This window comes from Nocardia sp. NPDC102475, from assembly GCF_055584605.1.
Genome location: NZ_JBVJLS010000005.1, coordinates 251,746 through 276,625, shown reverse-complemented (window position 1 = coordinate 276,625; position 24,880 = coordinate 251,746). Strand labels below are relative to the sequence as shown.

Sequence of the window (24,880 nt, the reverse complement as noted above, 5' to 3'; positions counted from 1 at the left end):
GTATACCGAAGGGGTTACGAGAGGGCCACAGTATGTATTACTGTGTGCCGATGTTCAGAGCGCGGCTCCGGGTCCGGATGCGGATTCTGGCGATCGCGCTCGTCCCGAGCCGGACGCTGCTCGTGGTCGGCGTGAGCGCTATATCTGGCGGCCGATGAAAACAGGGCCGAGGATTGGGCCGCGCAGAATCAGCGGGCGATTCCGATGGCACGGTCCGCGGTCCCCGCAGGCGAGCACGGCGGGCAGCAGGTGGCGGCCACGGAAAGCGCTCTGCCTCAACGCAATACGACAGCGTCGGCCCTGGCGCCGCTCCCGCTGAGCACACAGGAATGGCACAACTCCACCGCCGAGGGCTGACCGACATTCGGCTCGCGCAGAGCAAGCGAAACCCCCACGTTGACAACGGCTTCCGGGCTCATCGTGACGGACCACTTCGCATGGTTGGCCCGCTCTACCTGTTCGGCACACCGGGCCAGGACCGGTTCTGGTTCTTCTGGGACGAAACTCTAACGCGGCGCGCTGGGGGCCGCCGTGCTCGCTGATACCCGCGGTTGAGCAATTCTTTTGCCGCCGCGAACTTCTTCGACCGCCGCGGATCGGCGTTCATGGTGGTGGTCAACTGCTTCGACGGCGCACCGGTCTACATGGTCGAGGAGATCCGCGACGCGCTGGACCTCTACGACCACATCCCGGTACTGCTCGGGACGCCCGAAACCGCGAGTCCTGCGAGAACACCCTGCTGACGCGGGTTCAGCACCTCATCGAACGGGCCAGCGCAAGTGCTACAGGTATGTCAACTCGAGTCCCGCTCAGCGGGACATGAGCAACGAAATGGTCACAACTGGTTTAGGTTATGGCGATGTTCAGAGCGAGGCTCGGGGTCCGAACGCGGATTCTGGCGATCGCGCTCGTGCCGAGCCTGACTCTGCTCGTGGTCGGCGTGGGCGCGGCGGGATATCTGGTTGCCGAGGGAAATAAAGCCAAGGACTGGGCGTCGCAGAATCAGCAGGCGATACCCTCGACCCGCGAATTGCTGGAGGCGGTCCAGAGCGAACGTCAGCTTACGGTGGCCGCGCTGACCGGCGACGATACGGCCACCCCCGCGCTCGGTGTGGCCCGGATGCGCCTCGACGGCGCGCTGAAGGGCCTGATCGATGCCTCCGCCGGCCTACGGGCGGTGGACGATTCGAAGATCGGCGACAACGCCGCGAACTTCATGACGCTGTCGACGTCGATGAGCCAGGTCCGCACGCTCACCGATGCCGGGACGCTCCCGGTCGCCGACGCCTACAACTTCTACAACCGACTGCTCGACATCATCACCTTCGGCACCGAACTCGCCGAACGGTCCGCGCCGGACGCCGAGATCGGCGTGCAGATCGCCGACGGTATGCGGATCTTCCTGGTGGCCGAAGCGATGTCGCGCAGCACCGCACTCGCGGGCATGATCGTCAATGCGAACGGGCCGACCCCCATTCCGGTGGAGGAGTTCCTGCGCCAGATCGGCTTCTATCACGCCGAGGCCGCCAATCTGGCCGGCGAACTGGATCCGAAGGAGCAGGAGAGCCTGCACACGCTGATGTCGAGCCAGGCCTGGCAGCAGCTGAGCGCCATGGAAAACGCGCTGGCCCAACGCACTACGACGGCGACGAGCACCACCTCCAGTTCATCCAGTTCATCCAGTTCGTCGAGCAGCAGCACCAAACAGGCGACGCCGCCCGCTCTGCCGTTGAGCACCCAGGAGTGGCACAGCGCGGCCGCCGAGGTGAACCGCGGGCTGATCGATGTGTGGATCGCCCAGAACAAGTACTCACAGAGGTTGGCCGAGGACAAGGCCGCCGATGCCACCGCGCGATCCGCGTGGGCCGGTGGCGGGGTCGTTGTGGTCAGCCTGCTGGCGTTCTTGATCGCGATCGTGCTGGCCAACCGAGTCATCAACCGGCTCAAGCGGCTTCGCGGTGAGACCCTCGCCCTGGCCGACGAGCGGCTACCCGAGCTGATGCGCCGCCTCGGTAAGGGTGAGCTCATCGATCCGGAGGCCGAATCCGCGGAACTGGACTACGGTGACGATGAGATCGGCCAGGTGGCCAAGGCATTCCAGCACGCGCATGCCGCGGCCGTGGCGGGGGCGGTGACCGAAGCCCGCACCCGTGAGGGTGTGAAGGCGGTGTTCCTGAATATCGCGCACCGCAGTCAGATCGTGGTGCACCGGCAGCTGGAAATTCTCGACAAGGCCGAGGACCGCCAGGAGGATCCGGCCCTGCTGGACACCCTGTTCCGGCTCGATCACCTCGCCACCCGCGAACGTCGCAATGCCGAGAATCTGATCATTCTCGGCGGTGGTCAGCCTGGCCGGCAGTGGCGCAATCCGGTGCCGCTGATCGATCTGGTGCGCAGTGCGGTCGGCGAAACCCTGGACTATGCCAGGGTGCGCGTGTCGCGACTGCCCGAAACCCATGTGCTCGGCACCGTCGTGGCCGACCTTATCCACCTGCTGGCCGAACTGGTGGACAATGCGACCTCCTTCTCGCCGCCGCAGTCGCGGGTGGAGGTGAGCGGGAATGTGGTCGGCAAGGGCGTGGTCATCGAGATCAGCGATCAGGGCATGGGCATGACCGAGTCCGAGATCGCCCGGGCCAACGAGATGTTGCGCAATCCACCGGATTTCGGTGTCGCGGCATTGTCCTCGGACTCCCGGCTCGGACTGTTCGTGGTCGCGCAGCTGGCGGCCAGGCACGGGGTTTCGATTCGGCTCTCGGAGTCCGATTACGGCGGCATCCGCGCCATCGTGCTCATCCCGTCGGCCCTGCTGGCCAATGAAGCACCAGCTCTGACAACGGATTCCGAACCGCTGGAGTCGGCGCGCAGGCGACGGCATCCGGTCCCGTTCGTCGACTCCTCCCCCTATGGTGGCGCGGAAGCCGAGTCCGCGGTGCTCACCGCGCCGCCGGTGGCGCCGCCCGCCATCGAGGCACCGGCGCCGCGACCCTCGTTCGAGGCGCCGCAGCCAACCGCCGCGGATACCAGGCCCGCGCTACCGCGCCGGAACCGGCAGGCCAGCATCGCACCGCAATTGGCGCAGCCGACCCAGGCCGAGCCCGAAGCGGAGCAGCCGCCGGAGCGGGAGCGCTCGGCGGAGCAGGCCCGAGACCTCATGTCCGCCATCGAAAACGGGACCCGGCAGGGCCGCCGCGCCGCCCCCGATGCCGTAGTGCCCGAAGTGGCGGCCGCCGAGCAATTCAGCACCTATCAGGGACCGAGCGGTAAACACTCCGATGAACAGGAAGGCAACGGTGACTTCTTCCAGCCCCGGTGATCTCAACTGGCTCCTCGACGATCTCGTCGACCGACTGGCCGGCGTGCGCTACGCGGTGGTGCTGTCCACCGACGGCCTGCTCCTCGGCCGCTCCACCACCATGAGCCGCGAAGACGCCGAACACTTCGCCGCCATGTCCTCCACCCTCTACGGCCTCGCCCGCAGCGCCGGCAGCCGCTTCGACGGTGGCGGAGTCCGCCAAGCCGTCATCGAACTCGACCGAGCGGTCCTGTTCGTCACCTCCGCGGGCGACAACGCCTGCCTAGCACTACAAGCAGCCGAATCTGCCAACCTCGGCATGGTCGCCTACGAAATGAACGTCACCGTCCAACGCGTCGGCACCTACCTATCCACCCCAGCGCGCATGCCATGACACACAGCGGTGGGCAATGGTTCGACGACGAGGCTGGTCCGCTGGTCCGGCCTTATGCGGTCACCCGCGGGCGGGTGATGGGGGCAGGCCATGACCTGGACATGCTCACCGTGGTCGTCATGGCCGATCCGCCGCCCACCCTGCGGCGGACAGATCCGGAATACGCGGATATCGTACGACTGTGCCGGGCACCGCAGTCGGTCGCCGAGGTGGCGGCGTATCTGAAACTTCCCTTGGCGGTGACCAAGATTCTCGTCGGCGATCTGATCGGCGAGGGCCACTTGATCTTCCGGGCGCCGGTGCAGCCGGACGCGGGTCCCGGCGATCTCAACATATTGCGAGCGGTACTGGATGGCATCCGAAAGCTTTGATCCGACCCGGCCGGCTGCGACACCGCAGCTGGCGGCTTCGGTCAAAATTCTCATCGCCGGTGGATTCGGCGTCGGCAAAACAACCATGGTGTCCTCGATCAGCGAGGTCGCGCCACTGCGCACCGAGGAGTTGATCACCGAGGTCAGCACCGGAGTCGACGACCTATCCGGCGTCGAACAAAAAACCACGACGACAGTGGCGCTGGACTTCGGGCGGATCACCATCGACCGCGATCTGGTGCTCTACCTGTTCGGCACACCAGGCCAAGACCGATTCTGGTTCCTGTGGGACGAACTCTCACGCGGCGCACTCGGCGCCGTCGTCATCGCCGACACCCGACGACTCGGCAATTCCTTTGCCGCCGTGGACTTCTTCGAACGACGTGGACTGGCATTCCTGGTCGCGGTGAACTGTTTCGAGGGCGCACCGGTCTACACCGTCGATGAGGTCCGCGACGCGCTCGACCTCGACGATCACATCCCGGTCATGCTGTGCGATGCCCGAGACCGCGCCTCCTGCAAGGACGTGCTCCTGAACCTGGTGCAGCACCTCATCGAACGGGCCGGGCGGGCTCCGGCCGTCACCTGATCGCGGCTAGCGGTATTCCAGCCTGGTGCTGATGTGGTGGCCGGTGATGCCGTCGACCTTCCAGTCGTTCAGGCAGCCGACGACGCGGCGTTCGGTGTGTTCACCGAGCGCCGGTTCGAGGGTGAGGAGCCAAGTGCCCGCACGATCCACCGGCCCCGCCACGATCCGCACATGATTCACGGACGGGCAGGCCGCAGACGGCGGCTCTGGCCAGTGCGGCGGCTTTGGCGCCGGTCAATTCGGGGTCACCCGCGCGCGGATCGTTCAGTTCGACGATGCGGGGCTGCGGTGATCTATCGGAGTTTCAGGCTTGATGCAACCACGAGATGAAGAGCAGTACGCCACCGACGGCCAGCAGCAGCGATACCGGAATCGGCCACCAGGGACCGTGCCGACCGAGCAACCGGCGGGTCAGGCGCACCTGCACCGCACCGAGTCCGGCCAGCGCTAGACCCCATACGGGCAGTAGCCCGACCCCGAGCAGTGCGTGCACCGCCCAAGCTCCGGCCAGCGTAGGACCGCCCCACGAGTGCTCGAGATCGTTGTCAGCGATCAGCGGATAGAAGATTCCGCGCACCGCCGCGATTGTTGCCAGGAAGGCAAGAAGCCAGGCCAGCAGGCCGACCGCACCGGCCAGCACCGAATGCACGACCGCACGCACTGCCAGGGAATCTCGCGGTGCGATGAAAATGCCCAGCAACCGGCGCGGAACCCGAAACCGGCTCGCTATGGGGCCGATACCGATCACCGGCGCAACCAACGCATATGCGGCCCAACGCAACAGTGAGCGAACCGTGGTCATGCCATCGACCGTATCCCGCGCGGCGGATGTGCGGGCACCTCAGGCCAATCGGCCCGCATCGACGAGGTCGTCGAACAGCAGTTGATCGACCGGCGGCACCAGCGCGCGATCCGCATAGCAGAACCAGGCGACCTCTTCGATCTCGCTGCTGGCCGCGAGGGTGCCGCGGTAGTCGGCGGTGTAGCAGCTCATCCGGACGACCACATCGCTGGCCGGTCCGTGCAGTGCGGCCTCGTAGGTGCCCACGTGGGCGACGGTTTCCGGGAGCAGCGCGACGGTCAGTTCCTCTTCGATCTCACGCAGCAGCGTCTGCAGATCCGACTCCGCGCCTTCGCGTTTGCCGCCCGGAATGTAGAAGATGTCCTTGCCCTTCGGGCGCGCGCACAGGATGCGGCCGTCTTCGATGCGTACCCACGCGACCGTGTCGATCAGCTTCCGCACTCGCCCATCCGCCACCGCCGCAGCCTAATGGACGTATCGATCAGTGGGCGTGCTGGAGGTCGGCGGGCAGGATGGAGCGCCCGCCCGCCGCGCCGGGACCATCGACGGGGCGCAGGTCCGGCCGCCGTACCCGCTCGCCACATTCGGCGCAGACCGGTTCGATCACCGTGGTCTTACCGCAGGATTCGTGCACGGCCTGCACCGGCGGGCCGTCGGGTGCGGCCCACTCGTCACCCCATTGCCGCATGGCATTGACGACCAGCCACAGCGAGCGGCCCTTGGGGGTCAGCCGGTAGTCGTAGCGGACCGGATTCTCCTGATAGGGCACCTTGACCATGATGCTGTGCGCGACAAGGTGTTCCAGGCGCTGGGTGAGCACATTGCGGGCGATGCCGAGGCGTGCGCGGAAGTCGTCGAAGCGGGTCACGCCGAAGAGTGCGTCGCGGACGATCAGCAGCGTCCACCATTCGCCGACCACCTCCAGACACTGGGCGACCGAGCAGTTCATCTCGTCGAAACTGGTCCTGCGCATGAGCCTCAGCATAGTTGGTTGCTTCAAAGAACTCACTGAATCCGACCGGCCCCCGGGCCACATCGCCGCCATCGCGGTGATGGCGAGATTCATCGGGCTCGGTGCGCAGATGCCGAAAACGGCTGCGGCGCCACATGCGTCGGTGAGCGAGCCCGCCACAGCATGAGACTCAGGCTCTATAGGTATATAGAGGGGCAGTCGCCAGGGTCTGCCGCTCGCCGAAGGCTTCGAAGGTGCTGATCGGCTGGAAACCAAGGCGGGCAGCGAGTTTCAGTGAGCGCTGGTTGCCTGTCTGGGTGATGATCAGGACCGGCTGGTCCGGGAGTTCGGCGGCAGCTGCATGTAGTGCGGCTGTCGCCGCTTCGAATGCCAGACCCCGGCCCCAGGAATCGCGGCGCAGGAGATAGGTCAGTTCCAATTCTTCGCCATCATCGGTGAGGTGGCCGGGCTGGTCGGCGGCCTCCCAGATATGTCCGAACCTCCGGATCGGTCTGCAACTCGATGAACCCCTCGCGGTCGCCGTCATGCGCCTTCCGCAGCAGGAGACGATCCGCGGTGATTTCGGAGGTGGACAGTGTTGACAGCGGGCTCATCCGGCCATTCTGGCTGAATCCCCGTGTCCCCCTATGCATCGCAGCGTCGGACATGGTTGGTCGGATGATCACCATGCGCTGGTGTTGTGGGTCTCTCGCTTGGCGACGCCGCCACCCACGCATGGTGATCATGACCAGGTGTGGTCGCTACGCCACGTGGACGGTGAATCCCGGGTGGCCCATTGCTGCGGCGACGTGGTCGGCGGCGGCTTTCAGGTCGCGGGTCGGGGGTAGTGAGCCGTCGAAGATGGTGACGGATAGATCGTCGGTGTTGGTCTCCCAGGTGCCCGCGATACGGCCGTCGATGACCAGGATGGGAGAGATCCAGCCCGCTGCCCGGCTCACCCGCGCGCGATGTTCGGTGGGGAGCAGTTCGGTGTCGCCGGTGCCCGGACCGAGGATGTATTGGTCGAAGGCGCCCAGCAGGTGTATCGAGGTGGCGGCCGGTTTCGTGGCGGCCAGTTCGTCGGCGTGTTCGGTGAGTATGTAGGCGCGCCGCCCCGCGATATCGACCTCGGTGAGTGCGTCCCCGAGTTCGGAGAACCACTGGCGCACCGTCGTTTTCTTCAGACTGTTGCGGCTGAGCCAGGCGTCGAAGGTTTCCGGGGTCGCCGGGCCGTACGCGCCGAGGTAGCCGGTAATGGCCAAGGGCGCGGCGGCTTCGGGGTCGGGTAAGCCGCGCCAGCCGTTGATCAGATGGGCCGGGCTGGTGAAGGTGACCCGATTACCTTGCGCGGGACCGTGACACAGTGCCCCCTGCCAGGCCAGCGGCTTGAGCAGGGCACCCCAGCCGGAGCGCAATTCCTCGCCGAGCCGATGGAATGCGGATTCGGCGACCAGTGCTGCGACCAGTTCGTCCCGGCTGAGCACCACGCCATCGAGCACCTGCGCCACCGCATCAGCCAGTGCCGCGACCTCAGCAGGCGACGCCCCGAAGGTGCGCTGCCAAGCGGGCTTTTCCCAGGTCCGGGCGGAGCCGATCAAGGAAAGGATTGCGGCCGCCATATCGGGGGCGAGCGCGTGCAATGTTCCGCGCATGGCCCAGGTCTTCATCAGCGTGCCCGCCGCCAATTCCGGTAGTAGCGCACCAGGATCGGGTTTACTGCGCCGCAGCGCCACCGCGAGATCCGCGGCCGCGGTCACCTGAGCCTGCACACCGCACAGCCGCTCGACGATCTGGGCGACCCCGACGTCGTCGGGTGACGTGACGAATTGCCTGCGCAGCCGCCAAGCGAAAACCTGATCCCAGGTGACGTGCACCTATGCCCCTCCTCTGTCCTGCCGACCGACCGGACCCAACCCCTTACCGGGTCCGGTGCAGTACCGGATTCATCCCAGCACTGTGCTGCAGAACAGTACTCCGACCGCGATCTCGAGAAGACCCACTACGGTTGCCGCCATCACGGCGAGCAATGCGGTCCGGTTCGTCGCGCGACGCATCGCGCCGACCGGTGTGACCAAGCGCTCGGCCCGATCCAGTACGGCGGTGGCCGCGGCGCTCAACGCGCCCGCCGGGAGGGGTTCGGTCGCGCCGACGATCGCGAGCAGGCCCCCGAGCAGCGGCTCCCGGCCGTGCGTGCGCGCCGCCGTATCATCGGCGCACATCTCGAGTAGTCGGCCGATTTCGTGCACCCCGTCGGTCACCAGACGCATCCCGGGCAGCGTGATCGCGATGCCGCGCAGGAACCGGAGCAGTCCGGCATGCCGCTCGCTCAGATGTGCGTGCTCGTGGGCGAGCACCGCGGCGAGTTGCTTCTCGGTCAGCGCGTCGACGGCCGCGCTGGTGACGACGATGGTGTCGGGCCGTCCGGCTACGCAATAGGCTTGGCGCTCCGGCGAATCCAGCACGACCGCGCCGACGCCGGGCATGCGACGACCGACCATGCGAACAGCGCGTCCGTGTGCGATGGTTTTGCGTCGCATGTACAGCATCGCCTGTGCGGCGTGCGCCAGGATGCCGAGGAGCGCGACTGCGACCAGGGCCGCGCAGGTCAGGGTCCCCAATTGGACCAGCAGGCCGCCGTGCAGGCGCATCGGTGTGGCCAGCGCGTTATAGCAGTCGCGCAGCGTATCGGTGGGATGCCAGTAGGTGGCCAGTTCGACGATCAGTATGGCGGCCGCGATGACCCACGCACCCAGTGCGCCCACAATCGCGACCAGCCAGGCGAGCACCCCGAGCCGGGGCGCGACGCCGCGCCGGGTCAGTCTGCGCAGCACGGTCGGGCCGAAGGTGGCCACCAAGCTGCCGTAGATCATCAGGCTGACGGCTACGTTCACGGCGCCTCTGGAGTTTTGCGCGAGGTCAGCCGACGCAGCGCGGCACGCAGTCCGGCCGACTCCTCCTCGCTGATCCGATCGACGAAATGGCTGAGCACCAGATCCGAGCGCCCGCCGGAGCCGAGCGCCTCGAGCATGAGCCGTGCGCTGTGTTCCTCGCGGGTCAGCGTCGGCCAATATCGATATGCCTTGCCCGCGCGTTCGCGCGCCAACCAGCCCTTGCGGTGCAGATTGTCCATGGTCGACATGACCGTGGTGTAGGCAATACCGCGCTCGGCGGCCAGTTCGTCGAAGATTTCGCGGACCGTTGTGGTCTCCGCGTCCCGATCCCAGATGCGGTCCATGATCACCGCCTCCAAATCCCCGAATCCACGCACGATGCCGACTCCCTCATCAACTACTGGACACTCTGACGTCTCAGGGTAGCTGGCTCGGCCTACTGCTACGTAGTCATACCGTAGATTCGCTCGATAGCGGCACGCTCTGCTCGAAGCTGAACACGTTTTCCGGGTCGTATCGGGCCTTCACCTGACGTAGCCGCTTGCAGTTGGCGCCGTAGTACTCGCGCTCCCAATCCAAGGCGGCAGCATTGGGCACATTGACGTAGGCACCGTCGGCGAAGGAGCGCAGCGCGCGCAGAACTCACTTACCCAGCCGAGAGCCTTCGAATTCAGCTCGGGTTCCTTCCAGCCCGCGCCCGGCTCGCAGTAGAACAGCGCGTCGCGGTGCGGAAACGCCGACCCATCCGGCGGTGCCCGCCGCACGGCATCGCCGAAGCTGGAGCAGAAGAAGTTGCTCGGCGCACTGGGCGTGTTGTCCATGAAGCGGCAGATCACCAGGACCTGCCCTACGGCCGCGATAGCCCACAGCGGCATGCAGCGAATGCCGTAATGCACTGCGCGCACCTTGTCCTCGACCGGGCATAGAGTGCTGCCGTGGACGTGGTGGTCGCTGTGGGAATCGTCGTCGGCGCGGTAATCGTCGTTGTGGGAGTGGTCGGCGTGCACTGGTATCTGTGGTGGCGGCTCGTGCGGGATACGACCGAGCGCGGATCGATCGCCCGCCGGGTAGGGACCGGAGTGATCATTGCCGGGACAGCGCTGTTGATCGGCGCGTTTGCATCCGAATCGGCCGGGGTTCCGTTCCTGCTCACCCAGATCATCGCGTGGCCCGGCTATATGTGGGGCGCGCTGTTCCTCTATCTCGTGCTCTGGCTATTGGTGGGTGAGCTGGTCCGGCCGCTTTTCCGGCGCTGGATCGCGCGCTCGTCCGAGGAGGCGGTCGAGGTTCGGGAAATCGGGGGCGCGTTGCAAGGCCGTCCCACGCCGGTTTCGCGGCGGCTCTTCGTATCTCGTTCGGTGGGTGCTGCGGCGACTCTGGCGGCGGTGTCCACGGTTGGATATGGCACCCACAGCGTGCTGGCCGGGCCGCGGGTGAAGCAGTTGACGGTGCCGCTGGCCAATCTGCCGCGCGCCGCGCACGGCTTCCGGATCACCGTGGTCAGCGATATTCATCTGGGTCCGATTCTGGGCCGCGGATTCGCCGAGCGAGTGGTCGAGACGATCAACGGCACACAACCGGATCTCGTTGCCGTGGTCGGCGATCTGGTCGACGGCAGCGTCGAGCACCTGCGCTCGGCGGTCGAGCCGCTGTCGCGGTTGCACGCACGTCACGGCGCCTATTTCGTCACCGGCAACCACGAGTACTTCTCCGGTGCCGAGCAGTGGATCGAACATGTGCAGGAACTCGGACTGCGGCTGCTGGCGAACAGCCGCACCGAGCTGCCGTACTTCGACCTCGCCGGTGTCAACGATATTCAGGGAGGACGTCTCGGGCAGGGGCCGGATTTCGCCGCCGCGCTCGGCGACCGTGACCTCGCACGTACCGCGGTGCTGCTGGCACATCAGCCGGTGCAGATCCACGATGCGGTCGAGTACGGCGTGGACCTGCAACTGTCCGGCCACACCCACGGCGGTCAGCTTTGGCCCGGCAATTTCCTTGCGGCACTGGCCAATCCGACCGTCGCGGGCCTGGAACGCTACGGTGACACCCAGCTCTACGTCACCCGCGGCGCGGGCGCGTGGGGCCCCCCGGTGCGCGTCGGCGCACCCTCGGATATCACCGTGATCGAGCTCGCGGCGAAACAGGCCTGACGCGCTACGTGGCCGCCCCACCACCGCCGACCCACGAGATCAGGCGAGGTCGAACCGGTCGTTGTCGACCACCTTGACCCACGCGGCGACAAAGTCGTTCACAAACCTCTCTGCTGCGTCCTGCTGCGCATAAACCTCGGCTATCGCGCGCAGCACCGAATGCGAACCGAAGACGAGGTCGTTGGCGGTGGCCGTCCACTTGGGCTGGCCGGAGGACCGGTCGAAACCTTCGTAGACGTTCTCCGCGGACTCGGACGGCTTCCATTCCGTGCGCATGTCGAGCAGGTTGACGAAGAAGTCATTCGTCAACAGGCCCGGACGCTCGGTGAGCACACCGTGCTTGCTGCCGCTGTAATTGGCGCCAAGGGCGCGCAGGCCGCCGACCAGTACTGTCATCTCCGGAGCCGTTACGTCGAGCATGTACGCGCGGTCGAGCAGCAGACGCTCCAGTGGAGCCTTCTCGCCGGACCGCACGTAGTTGCGGAACCCGTCCGCCCGCGGTTCGAGCACCGCGAACGATTCCACGTCGGTGTCGTCCTGTGTGGCGTCGGTCCGTCCGGGTGTGAACGGCACCGTGATGTCGTGGCCGGCGTCCTTGGCCGCCTTCTCGACCGCCGCCGACCCGGCGAGAATAATCAGGTCGGCCAGCGAGACCTTCTTGCCGCCGACGGCCGAATCGTTGAACTCCTGCCGGATCTGCTCGAGCACGGGAAGTACCTTCGCCAACTCGGCGGGTTCGTTGACCTCCCAATCCTTTTGGGGCTCGAGCCGAATCCGGGCGCCGTTGGCACCGCCGCGCTTGTCGGTGCTGCGATAGCTCGCCGCCGCCGCCCAAGCGGTCTTCACCAGCTGCGTGACCGAGAGGCCGGAGTCGAGGACCTTGCGCCCTACCTCCGCGATGTCCTGTTCATCGATCAGTTCGTGATCGACCGCCGGAACCGGATCCTGCCACAGCTGCGGCTCGGGAACCCATGGCCCGAGATAGCGGCTGAGCGGGCCCATATCACGGTGCAGCAGCTTGTACCACGCCTTGGCGAACGCCTCGGCCAGTTCCTCGGGGTGATCCAGCCACCGGCGGGTGATCTCCCGATAGATCGGATCTTCCCGCAGAGACAGGTCCGTAGTCAGCATGGTCGGGGTTCGGGCAGGCCCGCCGAATGGATCCGGAATGGCGCCCTCCCCCGCACCGTCCTTCGGCTTCCACTGCCACGCCCCGGCTGGGCTCTTGGTCAGATCCCACTCGTAGCCGTACAGATTCTGCAGGAAGCCGTTGTCCCACTTGGTCGGAGTGGCGGTCCAGACGACCTCGAGACCGCTGGTGATGGCGTCCTTACCCTTGCCGGTACCGTAGGAACTCTTCCAGCCCAGGCCCTGCTGCTCGAGCGGGGCCGCTTCGGGTTCGGGACCGACCAGGTCGGGATCGCCGGCCCCGTGGGTCTTGCCGAAAGTGTGGCCGCCGACGATCAGTGCGGCGGTCTCCTCATCGTTCATCGCCATCCGGGCGAACGTTTCTCGGATGTCGCGCGCGGCGGCCACCGGATCCGGGCGGCCGTTGGGCCCTTCCGGATTCACATAGATCAGGCCCATCTGGACAGCGCCGAAAGGTTTCGCCAGATCTCGGTCACCGCTGTAGCGCTCATCGCCGAGCCAGGTGTCCTCCGGGCCCCAGTACACCTCTTCCGGCTCCCAGATGTCAGGGCGGCCGAAACCGAAGCCGAAGGTCTGGAAACCCATCGATTCGAGAGCGACATTGCCGGCGAAGACCAATAGATCAGCCCAGGAGATCTTGTTGCCGTACTTCTGCTTGACCGGCCACAGCAGCCGACGCGCCTTGTCCAGATTGGCGTTGTCCGGCCAGCTGTTGAGCGGCGCGAAGCGCTGTGCGCCCTGACCGCCGCCGCCGCGCCCGTCGGCTATCCGGTACGTGCCCGCCGCATGCCAGCTCATCCGGATGAACAGGCCACCGTAGTTGCCGTGGTCCGCGGGCCACCAGTCCTGCGAGTCGGTCAGGACCGCGGCGACATCGGCCTTCAGAGCGTCGACATCGAGCTTTTCGAACTCTTCGGCGTAATCGAAATCCTCGCCCAGCGGGTTGGACTTGGACGAATGTGCGTGCAGCATCGAGACATCGATCTGCTCGGGCCACCAGTCCATGTTGGTGCGGGGGCGTTGGTCGGTCTTCGGAGTCGGGGACGGGATGGCCGGGTTCTCGCTCTCGCTTGCGCTTCGAGTTCCGGTCTCAGGAGTGGGTGGGCGGCTGTCAGATGTCATGACATTCCTTCCTGAATAGGTAAGCGGGCTGCGATCGGGATGTGATCAATCGGCGTGGGATGCGGCGCAATCGGGACACACGCCCCAGTAGATGACCTCGGCTTCGTCGATGGCGAAGCCGCGGTCGTCGGACGCGGTCAAGCACGGGGCCTCGCCGACCGCGCAGTCGACATCGGCGATCGATCCGCACCCCCGGCATACGAGGTGATGGTGATTGTCACCGACCCGCGTTTCGTACCGCGCGACCGAGCCGGACGGTTGAATGCATCGAAGCAGGCCTGCGGTGGTGAGCACGCGCAACGAGTCGTACACCGCCTGGTGCGACACTGCTGACAGGCGAGATCGCACGGCGCGGATGATCGAATCCGTGTCGGCGTGTGGATGGTCGTGCACCGCACTCAATACCGCGATACGGGGAGCGGTCACGCGAAGCGAAACTCCCCGCAGCATCTGCTGGAATTCCGTGGCCGTGGACACGCCCAGGAGTCTCGTCCGCTTTCTGGAACGAGTCAAGCATCGCCGCGCCGGCGGGGGGTGCCAGCAACCTCGGGGCGAAGTCGAGCGGCTGGCACGCGACTTGCGCACCATCGGGGACCTCGAGCTCGCGCTCGCCGTGCCGGACGTTAGTTGGACGGTGAGGGACGATACGAGGCTGCACCCGCCGGTTTCGTGAGCCGACGCCAGGGAGTCGTCTGTCCCTCGCCGAAGCCGGGCCGCAGCGACGAACGAATCTACGTCGACAAAGACCAGCACCACCGTCGAACGGCCTGGCCTGACAATCCTGAGAAGCGCCGCCGCGACCGGCCGGTACCCGCCGGTCAGGGCAGTTGTGCATCTGCTGGCCACCGCTATCGAGGAGGGCCGGGACTGTCCTCGATAGCGGCTCCTGGCCGACCGCTCTATCGTCTGCAGCTGGCCTGAGGGCCTGGCCTCACTTCAGGTGACGGGCGAAAAACCGGTTCGCCTCCTCCCCGGCGTACTGCGGGACGCCGGTGTGCCCGCCCATATTGGCGTGCAGCGTCTTCTCCTTGGAGCCGAAGGCGTCGAACAGGTCCAGGGCCATCTGCCGGTCGTTTCCTTCGTCGTCCCATTGCAGCAGGACATGCAGCGGAATGGTGACCTGTCGGGCCTCCTCGAGTATGGCGCGGGGCACGAAACTACCGGCGAACAGAACCGCGGCCGCGATGCGTGGCTCGACCATCGCCAGCCGGGTGCCGATGGAGATGACCCCGCCCGAGTAGCCGACCGGGCCGCCGATCTCGGGCAGCGCGAGGAGGGCATCCAGGGTGGCCCGCCATTCCGGGACCGCCTTGTCGACCAGCGGGAGGATGAGCCGGTCGACGATCTCGTCCTCGACCGGCCCGCCGGCCGCCAGCGCCCGGTGTAGGTCGGTGAGGGCCTGATCAGCGGTGGCCGAACGGGGCCGGTCACCGCTCCAGGGGAGCTCGATGGTGGCCACGGCGTAGCCCTCCGCCGTGGCCTGCCGGGCCCTGGCCAGCAGTCGCGGGTACGCCTTGCGCAGCCCGAGGGGAGGGGGGCTGACCAGGATCAGCGGCACCGGTTTCGATGCGGATCCGGGCGTCCACAGGATGCCGGGGATCTCGCCGAGGGTGAATTCGCGCTCAAGGATGTCGTCGTCGAGGCGCTGTTCGGTAATGAATTGCACGGTCGTGCCTTTCGGGAGTGCTGCTGAACGGCGCTCCCGGACGATCTATCGCCCGACCGTGACCCCGGAGGGGAGCACCCATGTCGATACTGCGTTCACGGATACCACCTCCTCGTTCTCTGGCACGGCCTCCGGAAAGCTAGCAGTGGCCGCAGTCATCCGCCAACTGGTTTTTGCGGAGGCTCCGGACCGGATGCCCGGAGCCACTCCTTTTGTCCGATAGTGCCGATGAGTTTCGAGCGCGTAGGACGTCTACCCGGTCATGAGGAAACTGATCTACGGGTTCAGCGTGTCCCTGGACGGCTACATCAACGACCGCGACGGCAACATCGACTGGACCACCCCGGACGAGGAACTGCACCAGTTCCACAACGACCGCTACCGCGAGCTCGAGGTCTCGCTGCACGGCCGTCGCCTCTACGAACTGATGGCCGAGTACTGGCCACACGTGCCCGAGAACGCGTCGCGCATCGAGCGCGAGTTCGGCACGCTCTGGACGGAGAAGCCGAAGGTCGTCTTCTCCCGGACGCTCACCGAGGTCCACTGGAACAGCACGCTGATCAGTGAGAACGCGGTCGAGGAGGTCCGCAGGCTCAAGGCTGGAGGCGATGGCGTCATCGAGGTCGGTGGCGCGAGCCTCGCGGCCTCGCTGATGCCACACGGGCTCATCGACGAATACCAGCTGTTCCTCTCGCCCGTGGTGCTCGGCGGCGGCACACCGCTGTTCCCATTGCTGGACAAGCGCATCCAGCTCCGATTGGCCGAGACGAGGCACTTCAACACCGTGGTGATGCTGCGCTATCTCGCCGGCTGAGGTCCGTTCAACCGTAGCCCTGCCCTGCCAGAAAGTTCGACTCGCTAGATGCGGATCTATGCGAACATATGTTCGTGTCCGAGTTCGTCCACCCAACGATTGCGCCGCGTTCCCGACGGCCGCGGATCGAGGCGCGGGCGGAGGCGTCGATCCTGCACGCGGATCTCGACTCGTTCTATGCCTCGGTGGAACAGCGCGATAATCCGCGATTGCGGGGGCGGCCGGTGATCGTCGGTGGCGGAGTTGTGCTGGCGGCCAGCTATGAGGCTAAGGCGTTCGGAGTGCGTACGCCGATGAATGGTGGTGCGGCGCTGCGACTTTGCCCGCATGCGATTGTGGTGCCGCCACGCATGTCGGCCTATGCCGAGGCGAGCAAGGCCGTCTTCGAGGTCTTCCACAACACGACGCCGGTGGTCGAGGGCATTTCGATCGATGAGGCGTTCCTCGACGTGGGTGGGCTGCGCCGGATCGCGGGCGAACCCGTCGAGATCGGGCGGCGGTTGCGGGATGCGGTGCGCGAGCAGGTCGGGCTGCCGATTTCGGTCGGCATCGCGCGGACGAAATTCCTGGCCAAGGTGGCCAGTGCGGTCGCCAAACCCGATGGTTTGCGCCTGGTGCCGCCGGAACTCGAACTCGACTTCCTGCATCCGCTGCCGGTCGAACGACTATGGGGCGTCGGCGAGGTCACCTCCCGCACCCTGCACGAACACGGCATCACCCGGATCGGGCAGCTCGCCGAACTCGGTGAATCACCGTTGCGTGCCATCCTCGGACCCGCCGCGGCCCGGCACCTGTACGCCCTGTCCTGGGCGCGCGACCCACGTCGCGTCGAAACCGGCGTCCGCCGCCGCTCCATCGGCGCGCAACGCGCACTCGGTCGTCGGCACCGACCACCCGACGAGATCGAGGCCTACCTGCACGGCCTCACCGACCGCCTCGGCCGCCGATTGCGCGCGGCCGACCGGGTGACCCGAACCGTGGTGCTGCGCATGCGTTTCGACGATTTCACGCGCGCCACCCGCTCGCACACCCTGCCCGAGGCCACCGATCACACCGAAACCATCCTCTACGCCGCGCGCACCTTGCTCAGCACCGCGATGCCCATGATCCAGGAGCGCGGCCTCACCCTCATCGGTCTGGCACTGACCAACCTCGACAACGCCGACACCGTCCAACTCACCCTGCCGTTGGAACCCCGCGCCACCAACACTCTCGATGCCACCCTGGACGACCTGCGCCGCCGCTTCGGCTCGGCCGCCGTCACCCGCGCCGCCCTCATCGGTCGCGGCGAAGGCCTCTCGGTTCCGCTGCTGCCGGACTGATGCGCTCGAACGCGGCGTGTATCGTCCATGCAGGCCGGTTCGGCGGGGGGTGACCATCGAACTTTCGGAAACCACGGATGAGCAGGCCATAGCTGTTGCCTTGCGCTCGAGGAGATTCGATGCCATACGCAGTACTCGGCCTGATCACATTGGCCCTGTGGGTCTACTGCCTGGTCGACATCATCACCTGCCCCGATGCGGGCATCCGGAATCTGCCGAAGCTGGCGTGGCTCATCGTCGTCATCCTGGTGCCGACCGTGGGCGCACTGTTATGGCTGTTCGCGGGCCGCCCACTGCACGAACGCGGCCCGCATTCCACCACCCGCTACGCCGAATACGACCGCCCCGGCCGCTACGTCTCGCAGAATCCGGACGACGACGAAGCCTTCCTGCGCGGACTGCGCGAACGCGCCGAATCCCAGCGCCGCGAGGCCCGCCGCCAAGAGGAAGAGCGCCAGCGCGACCTGGACCAGCGCCGCGAACAGGGCGAGCTCTAGAGCTTTCCTAGCCGTCGAGTTCGGCAAACGGAATGCTCACGGCGAACGGGCTTTCCAGGATGACGATTTCCTGGTGGGTCTCGGCCGATCGGTACATCCGCGCGGCCCAGTCGAGCCGGTATTCCTGAATCATCTTCACGTAGAGGTTGGCGTCGAGATGGACGACGAGATAGACAGGGATGCCTTCATAGGCATATTCGGCGAGCTTGTCGACGGTATCGGTGTACACCGATCCGGGGGAAACGACTTCGACAACCAGGAGGGCGTCGCCGGTCGTCACCTTCGTCCCGCGCTCGACGCAACGGTAAACAGTTACATCGGGACGGCGAAACGAGAAGCCTTGATCGCGATTTCGCCGCTTGGCGAAGTGCAGGTCGATGTCTGTCGACACTCTGGTGCACGGATCCGTGGGTTTGGCCCCTTCGAGCTTGTTCGCCAAACGACGCGCAACATCGCTGTGCTCGGCCGAGCCGCTCTGGCACCGGATTATGTTGCCGTCGATCACCTCGATCAACTTGCGGAGATCATCGGGGAGTTGGTCGTACTCCGCCTCCGAGATCTCTAATGCCCCAGGGTCGTCGGCCCACACCGGAAGTACGGTCACAGGTTGCCTCACTCGCGAACGGGTCATCAGATCACCGGTCATGCTACGCGGCAGCACAGCACGATCGTCGCAACCATCGATGTCGCGTCAGAGGCGTTCGATGATGGTGGCGTTGGCGAGGCCGCCTGCTTCGCACATGGTCATCAGGCCGTAGCGGCCTTCGGACTGCTCGAGGTGGTTGACCAGGGTGGCGAGGATGCGGGTGCCGGAGGCGCCCAGGGGGTGACCGAGGGCGATGGCGCCGCCGCGGGGGTTCAGTTTGGCGGGGTCGGCGTTGAGGTCGTGCTGCCAGACAAGTGGGACGGGGGCGAAGGCTTCGTTCACTTCGTAGGCATCGACGTCATCGATGGTCAGCCCGACGCGCGCGAGGACTTTGCGGGTCGCGGGGATCACGGCGGTGAGCATGAGCAGCGGATCGTCGCCGGTGACCGCGAAGGAGTGGAAGCGGGCGCGTGGGCGCAGACCGAGGGCGTTCGCTTTTTCCTCGCTCATGATCAGGGCGGCCGATGCGCCATCGGTGAGCGGGGATGAATTGCCCGGGGTGATGGACCATTCGATTTCCGGAAAGCGTGCCGCGAGCTCATCGTCGGCGAAGGCGGGGCGAAGTCCGGCCAGACCTTCGGCGGTGGTGCTCGGGCGGATGGTCTCATCGGCGGTGAGCGTGCCCGCGGGGACGAGTTCGTTGTCGAACCCGCCGTCCGCGGCGGTTTCGGCGGCCAACCGGTGCGAGCGGGCGGCGAAGGCGTCGAGGGTCTCGCGGTCCAGTTTCCAGCGCTGGGTGATGATTTCGGCCGAAATGCCCTGTCCGATAAGACCTTCCGGGAAGCGATGGGCCAGCGGACCTCGGTTGGCGTCCTTCCCCTGGGCGTTGGAGAACATCGGAACCCGGCTCATCGACTCCACGCCGCAGGCGATCGCGATGTCATAGGCCCCGGCGATCACCCCCTGCGCCGCGAAATGCGCGGCCTGCTGGCTGGATCCACATTGCCGGTCGACAGTGGTCGCGGGCACGGACTCCGGGAACCCGGCGGCCAGCACAGCGGTGCGCGAAATATTGAACGCCTGCTCACCACTTTGAGTGACGCAACCGCCGATCACATCATCGACCAGTGCCGGATCCAGGTCATTGCGCTCGATCAGGGTCCGCAGCACATCGGCCAGCAGTGTCGCCGGGTGCACATCCGACAGCCCGCCACCGGGTTTCCCCTTCCCGGAGGGTGTGCGAACAACGTCGACGATGACCGCGGATGTCATGACGGCTCCCTACTGTGTCTGCGATCGCCTATGTGAATGATGATTAACTTATAACACTGTACGCCGCCACGTCTCACCCCCGCGACCCACGATGGTCGTGCGCCGGCATACTGCTACATCGATCAGCGAGAACGCTTGGGGCGCTTGTCCATCAACCGCAGGATCAGCGGGGTGAAGATGAGTTGCATGGCCAGATCCATCTTCCCGCCGGGGACGACGATGCAGTTGGGGCGGGACATGAAGGAGTCGTGCAGCATGGACAGCAGGTAGGGGAAGTCGATGACCTTGGGGTCGGCGAAGCGGATGACGACGAAACTTTCGTCCGCGGTGGGAATGGTGCGGGCGATGAAGGGGTTCGAGGTGTCCACCGTAGGGACGCGCTGGAAGTTGACGTAGGTGTGGGAGAACTGGGGGCAGATGTATTTCACGTAGTCGGGCATGCGGCGCAGGATCGTATCGATGACGGCCTCACTGGAATAGCCGCGTTCGGTCTTGTCCCGGATCACCTTCTGGATCCATTCGAGGTTGACGATCGGCACCACCCCCACCAGCAGATCCGCGTATTGCGCGACATTCACCGAATCGGTGACGGCGGCGCCGTGCAATCCCTCGTAGAACAGCAGATCGCTGCCCGGCGTCAGATCCTCCCACGGCGTAAAGCTGCCCGCGGGTTGCCCATAGGGTTTGGCTTCCAGCTCGTCGTGCAGATATTTCCGCACCGAACCGACGCCGGTCTCACCGTAGTCACGGAAGAGCGTCTCCAGCTCTTTCAACAGATTCGCCTCCTCACCGAAATGCGAGAAGGTGCGATTGTGGCTCTGCTCCGCCTCGGCCATCGCGAGCTTCATCTCGTTGCGGTCGTAGCGGTGGAACGAATCCCCCTCCACGATCGCCGCACTGATGCCTTCGCGGCGGAATATCTCCTGAAAGGTCCGCGTGACACTGGTCGTGCCCGCACCGGATGAGCCGGTAATGGCGACGACAGGATGTTTGACCGACATGACATCTCCTCGATTGTCAGCGCCCGGCCGGACGGAACAGCGACCGCGACCCGAACAGTGAACTGTCGAAGCTGGGCCCTTCCTCGGGCTCGCTGTGATAGCGCTCGATCCGCGCGACCTCATTGCGCGAACCGAAGATCAGCGGCACCTGCTGATGCACCTGCTCCGGCACGGCCTCCAGCACGCGATCACCGCCGGTGGTCGCCCAGCCCCCGGCCTGTTCGACGATGTAGGCGATCGGATTCGCGCCGTACAGCAACGACACCCGCCCCGGTCGCCGGGTGTCGTATGGATAGAGGTAGACCCCGCCGCGGGTGAGGATGTGGAAGGTATCGGCGACCAATGACGCGACCCAGCGCATATTGAAATCCCGCCCCCGTGGCCCGTCCACACCGTCGAGACATTCGTGGACATACCGCCGCACCGGTCGTTCCCAGAACCGCTCATTGGCGGCATTGATCGCGAATCCCGAAGTATCCTCCGGGATTCGCATCCGCGGGTGGGTCAATACGAAAGCACCGATCTCCCGATCCAGGGTGAATCCGTCGACGCCACTGCCGGTGGTGAGCACCAGCATGGTCGCCGGCCCGTACAGCGTGAATCCCGCGCAAACCTGCCGCACCCCCGGCTGCAAGAAGTCCGCGGTACTCGGCGCAGCGTTGTCCGGTGCCCGCAGCACACTGAAAATCGTTCCGACAGGCAGATTTACATCGATATTCGAGGATCCGTCCAATGGATCGAAGGCCAGCAGATATTTGCCGCGCCGGTGCACGTCGGGCACCGGATGGATATCGGTCATCTGCTCCGATAACAGCGCCGACAGATGCCCCGTCCATTGGGTCTCGGCGACCATGATGTCATTGGCGATGGCGTCGAGTTTGCGGTGCACCGTCGGCGGCAGGTTATCGGGTTCGGAGGCGCCCAGTGAGCCGACGATGGCACCCCTGGTCACCTGGTTGGCGATGATTTTCGTCGCGGTCGCGACGACATTCACCAGAGCGGAGAATTCACCGGACGATCCGGGATGCCGGTGCTCCTCCTCGATCGTGTATCGGGTGAGGGTCTTCAGTCCTTCTGGCATGAGTTCTCGATCTCGTCACGCGGGGGCCCTTGCGGTCGGCCCATCCGGCTGCTGTCCTGTCCCGAATACGCTGCTGCCGTATACATCTCGGTCGGTCAGCGTGATCAGGTCGGTCTTGGTGAGCGGTCGCCGCAGCTCGACCAGCCGTTTGGCCTGCCGTAACCGGCAGCGGTCCAGGGCATTGCGCACGCTGCGCGCATTGGAGAATCGGGGGCGGCTCATTCGCAGTGTGAGATATTCGCCGAAGGCGGCGTATCCGGTGTCGTCGAACCGGAAGTTGTCCCGTGCCACCATGAGTTCGGCGATGCGCACCAACTCGTCGTGGGTGTAGTCGCTGAATTCCAGATGATGGGCCACCCGCGAGGACAATCCCGGATTCGCGGAGAAGAACTTGTCCATCCGGTCCGGATAGCCCGCGAAGATCACCACCAGGCTGGTGCGCTCGCTCTCCATCTCCTGCAGCAGGATTTCGATGACTTCCTGTCCGTAATCGCGTTCGTTCTCCGGGCGGAACAGGTAGTAGGCCTCGTCGATGAACAGCACTCCCCCGGCCGCCTTGGCCAGGGCCTCCTTGGTTTTGGGTGCGGTGTGCCCGATGAACTGGCCGACCAGATCGTCACGAGTTACCGTATGCACCTTGGGTTTACGGATATAGCCGAGCGCATGCAGCATCTCGGCCATCCGCAGGGCGACGGTGGTCTTGCCGGTGCCGGGGCCGCCGGTGAAACTCATATGCATGGTCGGCCGGGAGGCTTCCAAGCCGAAGCGCTGCCTGGCCCGATCGATCAGCAGCAGCGCCGCGATCTCGCGCACCCGCCGCTTCACATTCGCCAAACCGACGAGTTCGGCATCGAGCCTGGTCAATACGTCCGCGACGTCATTGCCCGCGATATCGGTGGACAGATCCAGTACCGCATCCTCGGCCAGCAGCTCCTCCGGCGGTGCGTCCGCCGGCACCGCCCGCACCGGCCTGCCGTCGTCCGCACCGGGCCGGTGCAATCGGAAACCGCTTGCCGCGCTCGACCTTTCAGCCGCCATACCGGGTACCCGGCCTTTCGTCGGTGGCATACGAGTGCAGACCGTAGGTCTGGCGCCGGTCCGGTCCCTCGGTGCGGGTCAACACGAATCCGGGCTCGTCGACGGGACGCTGCACCAGAAAGCTCAGTGCGGTCGTCTGCCTGCCGTAGCGGGCGTCGTAGGCGAGCACCCGAATGTAGTGACGCGGAAAGGTATTGCGGCATGCGTCGACCTCGGCTAGCACACCGTCGGGCTCGTCGAGATCGAACAGCGGCAGCCCCCACATCTCCCAATAGGCGTTGCGGGGGTGCGGATCATCGGTGTATTCGATGGACACCGGCCAGTTGTTGAGCAGGGCGTAACGCACCTGCGCCGCGATTTCGGCATCGGTGAGTTCGGGCAGATACGAGAAGGTTCCGTGGCGCAGATACATGTGCGGAGTCCTGTCGTTCAGTGGCTGGCCGTCGGCACGGCATCCGGCGCGTCGGTGGAGGTGTAGTCGAAGGTGACATCGCCCCAGGTCGAGAGCGCGACATCGAGTGGGCGGCAGATCTCGGCGGCCTTGCGCAGCACATCCGGACCTTCCTTCAGCAAATCGCGCCCCTCGTTGCGGGCCTTCACCACTGCCTCCAGCGCCACCCGATTCGCCTCCGCGCCTGCCGCTATACCGAGCGGATGTCCGATGGTGCCGCCGCCGAATTGCAAGACCACGTCATCGCCGAAAAGGTCGAGCAACTGGTGCATCTGGCCGGCATGAATCCCGCCGGAGGCGACCGGCATCACACCGCCGAGGCTGGCCCAATACTGGTCGAAGAAGATGCCGTTGCCCGGGTTGGTCGGAATGTGGTTCTCCCGCAACGTGTCGTAGAAGCCCCTGGTGGTCGCCGGATCGCCCTCGAGCTTGCCGACCACGGTGCCCGCGTGCAGGTGATCGACGCCGATCAGCCGACACCATTTGGCCAGTACCCGGAAGCTCACGCCGTGCGTCTTCTGCCGAGTGTAGGTGGAATGCCCGGCCCGATGCAGGTGCAGCAGCACGCCGTTACGCCGCGCCCAGTGCGACATCGACTGCATGGCGGTGAATCCCACCGTCAGGTCCATCATGATCACGACGCTGCCCAGCTGCTTGGCGAACTCGGCGCGCTCGTACATGTCTTCCATGGTCGCCGCGGTGACATTGAGGTAGTGGCCTTTGATCTCACCAGTTTCGGCCGTGGCGCGGTTGACGCCCTCCATGGCGAACAGATACCGGTCGCGCCATCGCATGAACGGCTGGGAGTTGATGTTCTCGTCGTCCTTGGTGAAATCCAGGCCGCCCTTGCACGCCTCGTAGATCACCCGGCCGTAATTCCGCGCGGACAGACCGAGTTTCGGCTTCACCGTCGCACCGAGCAGCGGCCTGCCGTATTTGTTCAGGTACTCGCGCTCCATCACGGTGCCGTGCGGCGGGCCCTGGAAGGTTTTGACGTAGGCCACCGGAATCCGCATGTCCTCCAGGCGCAGTGCCAGAAGCGGCTTGAACCCGAAGACATTGCCGATGATCGAGGAGGTGAGGTTGGTGATCGAACCCTCTTCGAAGAGGTCGAGATCGTAGGCGATATAGGCGAAGTACTCGCCGGGGCGGCCGGGAACCTCATCGATGCGGTAGCACTTGGCCTGGTAGCGGTCGTGCGCGGTGAGACGGTCGGTCCATACGACAGTCCATGTGGCAGTGGATGATTCGCCCGCGACGGCGGCCGCGGCTTCGATCGGATCCACGCCCTTCTGCGGGGTCACCCGGAAGACGGCGAGGACATCGGTATCTTTGGGTACATAATCCGGGGCGTAGTACCCCATCGAGGCGTAGGAGTGGACACCCGGATCCCAGCGATTGGGTTCGGTTTCGTCGGTCATCATTGCTCCGCTC

General features: G+C 65.6%; 29 protein-coding genes. 10 read left to right on the top strand and 19 right to left on the bottom strand.

All coding sequences use genetic code 11. The features are described from left to right. The first annotated feature begins 204 nt into the window (after positions 1-204). The 6 genes from ACZ60G_RS11710 (at position 205) to ACZ60G_RS11685 (ending at position 4,649) form a co-directional block, all read left to right on the top strand. Positions 205-357, top strand: a complete 153-nt coding sequence (locus tag ACZ60G_RS11710) for a hypothetical protein (protein ID WP_465809560.1) — start codon at positions 205-207, stop codon at positions 355-357. 194 nt (positions 358-551) lie between these two features. Next, positions 552-743, top strand: a complete 192-nt coding sequence (locus ACZ60G_RS11705) for a hypothetical protein (protein ID WP_465809558.1) — start codon at positions 552-554, stop codon at positions 741-743. 116 nt (positions 744-859) lie between these two features. Then, positions 860-3,316 carry a sensor histidine kinase gene (locus tag ACZ60G_RS11700; protein WP_465809556.1) on the top strand — a complete coding sequence of 819 codons (2,457 nt, stop codon included), beginning with the start codon at positions 860-862 and terminating at the stop codon, positions 3,314-3,316. Then, positions 3,294-3,689: a roadblock/LC7 domain-containing protein gene (locus ACZ60G_RS11695; RefSeq protein ID WP_465809554.1), complete on the top strand. Its 396-nt coding sequence runs from the start codon at positions 3,294-3,296 to the stop codon at positions 3,687-3,689. The genes ACZ60G_RS11700 and ACZ60G_RS11695 overlap by 23 nt, the downstream gene beginning before the upstream one ends. Then, positions 3,686-4,060 (top strand): DUF742 domain-containing protein, encoded by a 375-nt coding sequence (locus tag ACZ60G_RS11690; RefSeq protein WP_063046087.1) that lies wholly within the window; start codon positions 3,686-3,688, stop codon positions 4,058-4,060. Before ACZ60G_RS11695 ends, ACZ60G_RS11690 begins: the two co-directional genes overlap by 4 nt. Continuing rightward, entirely contained in the window at positions 4,041-4,649 is a 609-nt protein-coding gene (locus ACZ60G_RS11685) for a GTP-binding protein (RefSeq protein ID WP_465809553.1), read from the top strand. Before ACZ60G_RS11690 ends, ACZ60G_RS11685 begins: the two co-directional genes overlap by 20 nt. A 6-nt stretch (positions 4,650-4,655) precedes the next feature. Here the strand turns inward: ACZ60G_RS11685 and ACZ60G_RS11680 are convergent, their stop codons facing one another. The 9 genes from ACZ60G_RS11680 to ACZ60G_RS11640 all read right to left on the bottom strand — a co-directional run bounded on the left by ACZ60G_RS11680 (position 4,656) and on the right by ACZ60G_RS11640 (position 9,891). Then, complete coding sequence (locus ACZ60G_RS11680; RefSeq protein WP_465809551.1) at positions 4,656-4,829, bottom strand: hypothetical protein; 174 nt, start codon at positions 4,827-4,829, stop codon at positions 4,656-4,658. Positions 4,830-4,953: 124 nt separating this feature from the next. After that, positions 4,954-5,451 (bottom strand): hypothetical protein, encoded by a 498-nt coding sequence (locus ACZ60G_RS11675; protein WP_465809549.1) that lies wholly within the window; start codon positions 5,449-5,451, stop codon positions 4,954-4,956. A gap of 39 nt (positions 5,452-5,490) precedes the next feature. After that, positions 5,491-5,907 (bottom strand): NUDIX hydrolase, encoded by a 417-nt coding sequence (locus ACZ60G_RS11670; protein WP_465809547.1) that lies wholly within the window; start codon positions 5,905-5,907, stop codon positions 5,491-5,493. A 25-nt stretch (positions 5,908-5,932) separates the two neighbouring features. Next, positions 5,933-6,424, bottom strand: coding sequence for a winged helix-turn-helix transcriptional regulator (locus ACZ60G_RS11665; RefSeq protein ID WP_465809545.1), 492 nt, complete (start codon positions 6,422-6,424; stop codon positions 5,933-5,935). 169 nt (positions 6,425-6,593) lie between these two features. Beyond that, complete coding sequence (locus tag ACZ60G_RS11660; protein WP_465809543.1) at positions 6,594-6,950, bottom strand: GNAT family N-acetyltransferase; 357 nt, start codon at positions 6,948-6,950, stop codon at positions 6,594-6,596. A 214-nt stretch (positions 6,951-7,164) separates the two neighbouring features. After that, positions 7,165-8,277 carry a winged helix DNA-binding domain-containing protein gene (locus ACZ60G_RS11655; protein ID WP_465809541.1) on the bottom strand — a complete coding sequence of 371 codons (1,113 nt, stop codon included), beginning with the start codon at positions 8,275-8,277 and terminating at the stop codon, positions 7,165-7,167. Positions 8,278-8,346: 69 nt separating this feature from the next. Then, positions 8,347-9,294: a M56 family metallopeptidase gene (locus ACZ60G_RS11650; protein ID WP_465809540.1), complete on the bottom strand. Its 948-nt coding sequence runs from the start codon at positions 9,292-9,294 to the stop codon at positions 8,347-8,349. After that, positions 9,291-9,671, bottom strand: a complete 381-nt coding sequence (locus ACZ60G_RS11645; protein WP_040690485.1) for a BlaI/MecI/CopY family transcriptional regulator — start codon at positions 9,669-9,671, stop codon at positions 9,291-9,293. The genes ACZ60G_RS11650 and ACZ60G_RS11645 overlap by 4 nt, the downstream gene beginning before the upstream one ends. 73 nt (positions 9,672-9,744) lie before the next feature. Then, a complete protein-coding gene (locus ACZ60G_RS11640; protein WP_465809537.1) occupies positions 9,745-9,891 on the bottom strand; it encodes a BBE domain-containing protein in 147 nt (48 codons plus the stop codon). A gap of 338 nt (positions 9,892-10,229) precedes the next feature. Here ACZ60G_RS11640 and ACZ60G_RS11635 point away from each other — a divergent pair, with 338 nt between their 5' ends. After that, positions 10,230-11,447: a metallophosphoesterase gene (locus ACZ60G_RS11635; protein WP_465809535.1), complete on the top strand. Its 1,218-nt coding sequence runs from the start codon at positions 10,230-10,232 to the stop codon at positions 11,445-11,447. Between the two features lie 39 nt (positions 11,448-11,486). On the opposite strand, the gene katG is transcribed toward ACZ60G_RS11635, so the two are convergent. The 3 genes from katG to ACZ60G_RS11620 all read right to left on the bottom strand — a co-directional run bounded on the left by katG (position 11,487) and on the right by ACZ60G_RS11620 (position 15,384). After that, positions 11,487-13,718 (bottom strand): catalase/peroxidase HPI, encoded by a 2,232-nt coding sequence (gene katG, locus ACZ60G_RS11630; RefSeq protein ID WP_465809533.1) that lies wholly within the window; start codon positions 13,716-13,718, stop codon positions 11,487-11,489. Between the two features lie 45 nt (positions 13,719-13,763). Then, on the bottom strand, positions 13,764-14,168 hold the full coding sequence (locus tag ACZ60G_RS11625; RefSeq protein ID WP_465809871.1) for a Fur family transcriptional regulator: 405 nt from the start codon (positions 14,166-14,168) through the stop codon (positions 13,764-13,766). Between the two features lie 481 nt (positions 14,169-14,649). Then, positions 14,650-15,384 carry a dienelactone hydrolase family protein gene (locus tag ACZ60G_RS11620; protein ID WP_465809531.1) on the bottom strand — a complete coding sequence of 245 codons (735 nt, stop codon included), beginning with the start codon at positions 15,382-15,384 and terminating at the stop codon, positions 14,650-14,652. A 262-nt stretch (positions 15,385-15,646) separates the two neighbouring features. On the opposite strand from ACZ60G_RS11620, the gene ACZ60G_RS11615 reads away from it, so the two are divergent. The 3 genes from ACZ60G_RS11615 (at position 15,647) to ACZ60G_RS11605 (ending at position 18,017) form a co-directional block, all read left to right on the top strand. Then, the gene (locus tag ACZ60G_RS11615) at positions 15,647-16,198 is read left to right on the top strand and encodes a dihydrofolate reductase family protein (RefSeq protein ID WP_465809529.1); all 552 of its coding nucleotides are present in this window, start codon (positions 15,647-15,649) and stop codon (positions 16,196-16,198) included. 68 nt (positions 16,199-16,266) lie between these two features. Then, positions 16,267-17,520: a DNA polymerase IV gene (gene dinB / locus ACZ60G_RS11610; RefSeq protein ID WP_465809527.1), complete on the top strand. Its 1,254-nt coding sequence runs from the start codon at positions 16,267-16,269 to the stop codon at positions 17,518-17,520. A gap of 119 nt (positions 17,521-17,639) precedes the next feature. Beyond that, positions 17,640-18,017, top strand: a complete 378-nt coding sequence (locus ACZ60G_RS11605) for a PLD nuclease N-terminal domain-containing protein (RefSeq protein ID WP_465809525.1) — start codon at positions 17,640-17,642, stop codon at positions 18,015-18,017. Positions 18,018-18,024: 7 nt separating this feature from the next. Here ACZ60G_RS11605 and ACZ60G_RS11600 read toward each other — a convergent pair whose 3' ends face one another. From ACZ60G_RS11600 to ACZ60G_RS11570, 7 genes are all read right to left on the bottom strand, one after another. After that, positions 18,025-18,663: a Uma2 family endonuclease gene (locus tag ACZ60G_RS11600; protein ID WP_465809523.1), complete on the bottom strand. Its 639-nt coding sequence runs from the start codon at positions 18,661-18,663 to the stop codon at positions 18,025-18,027. Between the two features lie 45 nt (positions 18,664-18,708). Beyond that, complete coding sequence (locus ACZ60G_RS11595) at positions 18,709-19,875, bottom strand: thiolase family protein (RefSeq protein WP_465809521.1); 1,167 nt, start codon at positions 19,873-19,875, stop codon at positions 18,709-18,711. Positions 19,876-19,997: 122 nt separating this feature from the next. Continuing rightward, complete coding sequence (locus ACZ60G_RS11590) at positions 19,998-20,876, bottom strand: phosphoribulokinase (protein WP_465809519.1); 879 nt, start codon at positions 20,874-20,876, stop codon at positions 19,998-20,000. A 16-nt stretch (positions 20,877-20,892) separates the two neighbouring features. After that, positions 20,893-21,957 carry a class 1 fructose-bisphosphatase gene (locus tag ACZ60G_RS11585; RefSeq protein WP_465809517.1) on the bottom strand — a complete coding sequence of 355 codons (1,065 nt, stop codon included), beginning with the start codon at positions 21,955-21,957 and terminating at the stop codon, positions 20,893-20,895. Positions 21,958-21,972: 15 nt separating this feature from the next. Then, entirely contained in the window at positions 21,973-22,995 is a 1,023-nt protein-coding gene (locus tag ACZ60G_RS11580; protein WP_465809515.1) for an AAA family ATPase, read from the bottom strand. Beyond that, a complete protein-coding gene (locus ACZ60G_RS11575) occupies positions 22,985-23,407 on the bottom strand; it encodes a ribulose bisphosphate carboxylase small subunit (RefSeq protein ID WP_387283486.1) in 423 nt (140 codons plus the stop codon). Before ACZ60G_RS11575 ends, ACZ60G_RS11580 begins: the two co-directional genes overlap by 11 nt. A gap of 17 nt (positions 23,408-23,424) precedes the next feature. After that, positions 23,425-24,867, bottom strand: coding sequence for a form I ribulose bisphosphate carboxylase large subunit (locus ACZ60G_RS11570; protein ID WP_465809513.1), 1,443 nt, complete (start codon positions 24,865-24,867; stop codon positions 23,425-23,427). Between the last annotated feature and the right edge of the window lie 13 nt (positions 24,868-24,880).

What these genes read in the sequence shown, in the direction of transcription:
- katG (WP_465809533.1), bottom strand. Translation starts at nt 13,718, where the DNA reads ATGACATCTGACAGCCGCCCACCCACTCCTGAGACCGGAACTCGAAGC.
- ACZ60G_RS11700 (WP_465809556.1), top strand. Translation starts at nt 860, where the DNA reads ATGTTCAGAGCGAGGCTCGGGGTCCGAACGCGGATTCTGGCGATCGCG.
- ACZ60G_RS11710 (WP_465809560.1), top strand. Translation starts at nt 205, where the DNA reads ATGGCACGGTCCGCGGTCCCCGCAGGCGAGCACGGCGGGCAGCAGGTG.
- ACZ60G_RS11685 (WP_465809553.1), top strand. Translation starts at nt 4,041, where the DNA reads ATGGCATCCGAAAGCTTTGATCCGACCCGGCCGGCTGCGACACCGCAG.
- ACZ60G_RS11580 (WP_465809515.1), bottom strand. Translation starts at nt 22,995, where the DNA reads ATGGCGGCTGAAAGGTCGAGCGCGGCAAGCGGTTTCCGATTGCACCGG.
- ACZ60G_RS11600 (WP_465809523.1), bottom strand. Translation starts at nt 18,663, where the DNA reads ATGACCGGTGATCTGATGACCCGTTCGCGAGTGAGGCAACCTGTGACC.
- ACZ60G_RS11570 (WP_465809513.1), bottom strand. Translation starts at nt 24,867, where the DNA reads ATGACCGACGAAACCGAACCCAATCGCTGGGATCCGGGTGTCCACTCC.
- ACZ60G_RS11590 (WP_465809519.1), bottom strand. Translation starts at nt 20,876, where the DNA reads ATGTCGGTCAAACATCCTGTCGTCGCCATTACCGGCTCATCCGGTGCG.
- ACZ60G_RS11575 (WP_387283486.1), bottom strand. Translation starts at nt 23,407, where the DNA reads ATGTATCTGCGCCACGGAACCTTCTCGTATCTGCCCGAACTCACCGAT.
- ACZ60G_RS11660 (WP_465809543.1), bottom strand. Translation starts at nt 6,950, where the DNA reads ATGACGGCGACCGCGAGGGGTTCATCGAGTTGCAGACCGATCCGGAGG.
- ACZ60G_RS11675 (WP_465809549.1), bottom strand. Translation starts at nt 5,451, where the DNA reads ATGACCACGGTTCGCTCACTGTTGCGTTGGGCCGCATATGCGTTGGTT.
- ACZ60G_RS11595 (WP_465809521.1), bottom strand. Translation starts at nt 19,875, where the DNA reads ATGACATCCGCGGTCATCGTCGACGTTGTTCGCACACCCTCCGGGAAG.
- ACZ60G_RS11665 (WP_465809545.1), bottom strand. Translation starts at nt 6,424, where the DNA reads ATGCGCAGGACCAGTTTCGACGAGATGAACTGCTCGGTCGCCCAGTGT.
- ACZ60G_RS11690 (WP_063046087.1), top strand. Translation starts at nt 3,686, where the DNA reads ATGACACACAGCGGTGGGCAATGGTTCGACGACGAGGCTGGTCCGCTG.
- ACZ60G_RS11615 (WP_465809529.1), top strand. Translation starts at nt 15,647, where the DNA reads ATGAGGAAACTGATCTACGGGTTCAGCGTGTCCCTGGACGGCTACATC.
- ACZ60G_RS11585 (WP_465809517.1), bottom strand. Translation starts at nt 21,957, where the DNA reads ATGCCAGAAGGACTGAAGACCCTCACCCGATACACGATCGAGGAGGAG.
- dinB (WP_465809527.1), top strand. Translation starts at nt 16,267, where the DNA reads ATGTTCGTGTCCGAGTTCGTCCACCCAACGATTGCGCCGCGTTCCCGA.
- ACZ60G_RS11625 (WP_465809871.1), bottom strand. Translation starts at nt 14,168, where the DNA reads ATGCTGCGGGGAGTTTCGCTTCGCGTGACCGCTCCCCGTATCGCGGTA.
- ACZ60G_RS11605 (WP_465809525.1), top strand. Translation starts at nt 17,640, where the DNA reads ATGCCATACGCAGTACTCGGCCTGATCACATTGGCCCTGTGGGTCTAC.